The organism is uncultured Dialister sp., from assembly GCF_900538805.1.
Taxonomy (GTDB): domain Bacteria; phylum Bacillota; class Negativicutes; order Veillonellales; family Dialisteraceae; genus Dialister.
The window spans coordinates 1-5209 of the sequence record NZ_UPZP01000127.1; the positions used below are offsets into that span (position 1 = coordinate 1).

Annotated in this window: 4 protein-coding genes and 1 tRNA gene; all 5 read left to right on the top strand. The window is 53.4% G+C overall.

Translation table 11 applies throughout. The annotated features are described in order from the left end of the window. Nucleotides 1–313: 313 nt before the first annotated feature. The 5 genes from QZQ29_RS08745 (at nucleotide 314) to bioD (ending at nucleotide 4993) form a co-directional block, all read left to right on the top strand. A tRNA-Ser gene (locus QZQ29_RS08745) sits at nucleotides 314–403 on the top strand. Between the two features lie 87 nt (nucleotides 404–490). After that, nucleotides 491–1318: a YitT family protein gene (locus QZQ29_RS08750; RefSeq protein WP_296962407.1), complete on the top strand. Its 828-nt coding sequence runs from the start codon at nucleotides 491–493 to the stop codon at nucleotides 1316–1318. Nucleotides 1319–1687: 369 nt separating this feature from the next. Then, nucleotides 1688–2995 (top strand): MFS transporter, encoded by a 1308-nt coding sequence (locus QZQ29_RS08755; RefSeq protein WP_296962409.1) that lies wholly within the window; start codon nucleotides 1688–1690, stop codon nucleotides 2993–2995. Between the two features lie 687 nt (nucleotides 2996–3682). Further along, nucleotides 3683–4258, top strand: a complete 576-nt coding sequence (locus tag QZQ29_RS08760; RefSeq protein ID WP_296962411.1) for a biotin transporter BioY — start codon at nucleotides 3683–3685, stop codon at nucleotides 4256–4258. A gap of 60 nt (nucleotides 4259–4318) precedes the next feature. Further along, nucleotides 4319–4993 (top strand): dethiobiotin synthase, encoded by a 675-nt coding sequence (bioD, locus tag QZQ29_RS08765; protein WP_296962413.1) that lies wholly within the window; start codon nucleotides 4319–4321, stop codon nucleotides 4991–4993. The last annotated feature ends 216 nt before the right edge of the window (nucleotides 4994–5209 follow it).

Sequence of the window (5209 nt, forward strand, 5' to 3'; positions counted from 1 at the left end):
GCCAAATACCTTTGCTCTCATATCGACATGCAGCTCCGCTCGAGATGACAATGCGGAGAACAGCTTACTGTTATTTTTGGCAATTTTATGAATCTATAAACGAATCGGAAAAGGGGCTGTGAAGAAATGATTAAACATTTTTTCACAGCCCCACCACAACCCTCGGGCCCGCGGCCCGTCAAACCTTTGAACCCTCCGGCCCGAAGGGCCGGTCAATCTTAAGAACCTTCCCTTCCCCTCTGAACCCGAGCCACTGTGTGGCTCTATGTCCCATTGACAACGTCCCTTTTCTCCCCTATAATAGTATCGTTATGGAAGGGTGTCCGAGCGGTTGAAGGAGGCGGTCTTGAAAACCGTTAACTTCGTGAGAGGTTCATGGGTTCGAATCCCATCCCTTCCGCCATAAAAAACGAATCCGCGGCGTTTACCGCGGATTTTTTTGTACCATGATGGAGGCTGTATGACCATTGCCGGAAGAAGTATAGACGTCATGTCTATTTTACGAAAAATCCTGGGACTTACCGTTGGAGCCATTATTTATTCTGCAGGACTGAACCTGTTCCTTATTCCCAACCACATCATCGACGGCGGCGTCACCGGTATTTCCCTTCTGGTGCAGGCGCTGACGGGAGTGCCCTTTTCGGTGCTCATCGTGGTACTGAACCTTCCCTTTTTCTATCTGGGCTATAAGCGCCTGGGGGCGGGGCTGGCAGTGTCGGCTACCTATGCCATCGTCATCCTGTCCCTGTGTTCCTCTTATTTTGAACAGATGAAGCCTGCCACCACGGACCCCTTCCTGTCCACCATCTTCGGCGGCATTATCATCGGCATCGGTGTAGGCATCGTCATCAAAAGCGGCGGCTCCACGGATGGTACGGAAATCGTGGCTATCTGGATGGATAATAGAACATCTTTTTCTGTTGGGGAAATCATCATGTTCTTCAACTTCTTCATCCTTGGCGCCGCAGGCTTCGTGTTCAGCTGGAACAGCGCCATGTATTCCCTCATTGCCTATTTCATCTGCTCCCGCATGATTGACGCCGTATCCACGGGTCTGGATTCGTCCAAAGGCATTTTCATCGTTACCACCGAGTACGACCAGGTGTCCGACGCCATTGTCCACGACATGCACCGCGCCGTCACCCGTCTCCACGGTCAGGGGGGCTTCTTGAAGGACGACAAGGATGTGCTCTACTGCGTGGTGACCCGCCTGGAAGTGACCAAGCTGAAACAGGTAGTTCACGGCATAGACCCCAGTGCCTTCCTCTCCGTCTTCGATGTGCAGGAAGTACAGGGAGGACTGGTGAAGGGGAAATAGGAGTTTTGAGTCATTGGCAGTGACTGGCTGGATTCACGAAAGTAAGGGGGGTTCAGGCGCCTTCGGCGCCCAGGTTCATGGTGCCATCGGGGCTCCGCCCCTGGGCACCACAGGTTCCGCCCACAGAGCGGGCTGGTTCAGAGGGAGTTTTTGAAGCCGCCTTTAGCGGCTATAAATTGCGGCGAAGCCGCCACCACCACCCTTTGAACCCTCTGAACCCTATGAACCCTCTGAACCCGGGCCGCGAAGCGGCCCTTTTTATTTTTCCCCCTTTACAAATGGGAATTCCTATTATAAAATAAGACAATTTGTGCCGAAATCGGCGCGGTCAGTTTTTTTATTCTTTTGGAAGACCATTTAGGGGGTATTATGTCGGAAAAATCTTTGGAAGAACTGGAATTTGAAGAAACCGGTGTGACGCGGAAGGAACGCTGGAAAATCATGTGGGCGTCCATCATCGGTTATGCCATGGACGGGCTGGATGTGCTCATTCTTTCCTTTGCCATGGCGGCCATTGTGAGCGAGTTTGGCTTGACCCTTGGGGAAGGGGGACTCATTGCCACCTACACCCTCATCGGTACGGTGCTTGGGGGCTATCTCTTCGGCATCTTCGCTGACTATTTCGGCCGAGTGCATACTTTTTCCCTCACCATCATTATTTTTTCGATCTTTACCGGGGCCTGCGCCTTTGCGGATAATGTGACGCACCTCAATATTCTCCGTTTCCTGGCGGGCCTTGGCCTGGGCGGGGAATACGGCATCGGCATGACCCTTGTTTCTGAAACCTGGCCCGCTGCCAAGCGTGCCAGAGCTACCGCCGGCGTTGCCATGGGCTGGCAGGCCGGCGCTGTGCTGGCGGCCATCCTGGCGGCTGTGGTGCTTCCGGACTACGGCTGGAGAGGCCTTTTCCTGGTAGGCGTGGTGCCGGCGCTTTTGGCTGCCTGGGCCCGTCACGGCATTAAGGAACCGCCCATGTGGGTGAAGCGCAAGGAAATGAAGAAGGAACTGGCTGCCAGAAAGGCCAATGGGGAAACCCTGACGGCAGAGGAAGAGGAGCAGCTGGCGGAAGCAAGAAAATTCCCGCTGGCCCACCTTTTCGCCAGCCCCTCCAAGACGGTGACCACCCTTTCTCTCACCGTCATGACCAGTGTGCAGAACTTCGGTTATTACGGCATTATGGTGTGGCTGCCCATGATTCTGCTGAAGGAACACGGTCTCACCACGAAATCCATGTCCGGCTGGATGATTGTAACGGTTATCGGCATGATTGCGGGCATTTACGTATTCGGCTATCTCTGCGACCGTCTGGGCCGTAAGATTCCCTACCTTATTTTCTACATCTGCGCCGCAGCCATGGTGTACATCTACGTGAACCTGGGCACGCCTATCGCCCTTCTCTTCGGCGGCGCCTTCCTGGGCTTCTTCTGCAACGGCATGATGGCAGGCTATGGTACCCTTCTGTCTGAAAACTATACCACCGACGCCCGTTCCACCGCCCAGAATTTCATCTTCAATACGGGCCGCGCCGTTGGGGGCTTTGCTCCTGCCATTATCGGCGCCCTGGCCCAGTCCCACGGCTTCAGCGCCGCCTTCGCCCTCCTGTCCTGCGTTTATGTGGCAGCAGCAGTGAACGTACTCCTTTTCATCAAGGATACCAAGGGCACTGTGATTCGCTGATTTCCGGTTTTAAAAGACTGTCATGGATTGATTCCGTGGCAGTTTTTTTATTCCGAAAAAAATGTAAGCGGCCCGCCGCCGTGTCATTTCGAGCGGAGCCGCATGACGGTGTGAGGAAATGGGGCTGCGCTCTATTGAAACTCTGAGCCGAGAAATCTCCTGCCTCATTGCGGACAGTACGATTGAGAAGTGAGATTTCTCCACTCAGCTCCCGACCGTCGAAGTGACAGCGGAGGGGAATCAGATGCGAGACATGTAACGCCCCGCAGACTGATATTTAATACCATCTGGCATATTTACTCCATGCACCAGGATCCTTCGCTGGCGCTCAGGATGACAAGTGGAAGGCGGGGCTGTGCTTTTACTATCCGTTTCCTTTTCCATGACCCTATGCTTCCACGCCGCCGTGTCATTTCGAGCGGAGCCGCATGACGGTGTGAGGAAATGGGGCTGCGCTCTATTGAAACTCTGAGTCGAGAAATCTCCTGCCTCACTGCGGCATGCAGCATTGAGAAGTGAGGTAGGGCGGGGGCATTTGACTCATCTATTCCTTTTGAAATGCTCATTTCATTGACTTAAAAATATATTGTAAACGTTGAAATAAAGACAAGGTTGTTATATTATATACGTATGTAAACCGTGTATACGGTAAAAGAATAACAATTAGTTTACAAACGAGGCGAGAACATGGTTCGGGAAAATGCATTGGATGAGGACCGGGGCAGGTCCAGGGAAATCGTTCTTTTCGGGTTGTTTACGGCGCTCATTGCCATCGGCGCCTTTATCCGCATTCCGGCGCCGGTGTGTCCCTTCACGCTGCAGTTTCTTTTCACCACCCTGGCGGGGCTCATACTGGGAAGCCGGCGGGGCGCCCTTTCCGTGGCACTCTACGTACTGCTGGGACTGGTGGGGGTGCCGGTCTTCACTGAAGGCGGCGGCCCTTCCTATATTTTCCAGCCCACCTTCGGCTACCTGGTGGGATTCATTGCAGGCGCATGGCTCACGGGAAGAATCCGTGAAATGTCGGGCTCCTGGTCCTTCGGCAAGGTGCTCTTTGCCAACCTCTGCGGCCTGGCGGTGGTGTACCTTTTCGGTATGATTTACGTCTATTTCATCAATAACTTCTACATCGGGAAAACCATCGGCGTTTGGGCGGTAATTCTGTATTGCTTCCTGCTGGCCGTTCCCGGTGACATCTGTCTCTGCATTCTGGCTGCCTTCCTTTCCAAGCGGCTGGTAAAGGCACTGGGCATCCATGACTGATTCGATTACAAGGAAGAACGAAATATTTCTTCCTTATTTTATTGCAAGGGGGAGTTTGAAATGAGTAAAGGATTATTTATTACCGGCACCGATACGGACATCGGCAAGACCTACGTGACGGCGCTGATTGTGAAAACCATGAGACAGGCCGGCTATGACGCAGGCTACTATAAGGCAGCCATCAGCGGCGCGCCCACCGTGGCCGCTTCCGATGCAGGCTTTGTAAACAAATTTGCCGATATCAAGGAACCGGAGGATATGATTCTTTCCTACCTCTACCAGCACGCCGTATCGCCTCATCTGGCGGCTCAGCTGGAAGGGCATCCCCTAGAAAAAGAAGTCATCTTGAAAGCCTGGAAACGGGTGACTGAGAAATATCTCTACGTCACCATGGAAGGAAGCGGCGGCATTGTCTGCCCCATCCGTCATGATGAAAAGGCCCATTACTATTTAACCGACATCATTGGCTGGCTCCACCTGCCGGTGCTGGTGGTGGCAGATGCAGGCCTGGGCACCATCAACCACGTGGTTACCACCTGCGAATACATCAAGAACCGCCATATCTCCATCAAAGGCATTATTCTCAACAACTGGAAAGGCGGCGTCATGGAAGAGGATAACGTCAAGATGATAGAAGAAATCACCGGCGTCAAGATTATTGCCCTGGTGAAAAAGGGAGATACCATCCTTCACTGTGATCCTAAGGTGCTGGAGGCATGCTACGCGGAAGTGTGAGTGATTGAGACATTGGCGGTGCCGGCCCATATCCCTATATGTGAGGAAGGGGCGCGGCTGACGCCGCAGGTTGTATAACAAGGTTGTGTTCACTGCGCTCAGGGGGCGGGCGCAGAGGGGCTGTAATCCCGAAAGTAAGAGGGTTCAGGCGCCTTTGGCGCCCGGGTTCTATGGTTCGTGCGCTTTGCGCCGAACCATGGGTTCCGCCCACAGAGC

Excerpts from the sequence above, each read along its gene's own strand:
- QZQ29_RS08750 (WP_296962407.1), top strand. The coding sequence starts at position 491 with ATGTCTATTTTACGAAAAATCCTGGGACTTACCGTTGGAGCCATTATT.
- QZQ29_RS08755 (WP_296962409.1), top strand. The coding sequence starts at position 1,688 with ATGTCGGAAAAATCTTTGGAAGAACTGGAATTTGAAGAAACCGGTGTG.
- QZQ29_RS08760 (WP_296962411.1), top strand. The coding sequence starts at position 3,683 with ATGGTTCGGGAAAATGCATTGGATGAGGACCGGGGCAGGTCCAGGGAA.
- bioD (WP_296962413.1), top strand. The coding sequence starts at position 4,319 with ATGAGTAAAGGATTATTTATTACCGGCACCGATACGGACATCGGCAAG.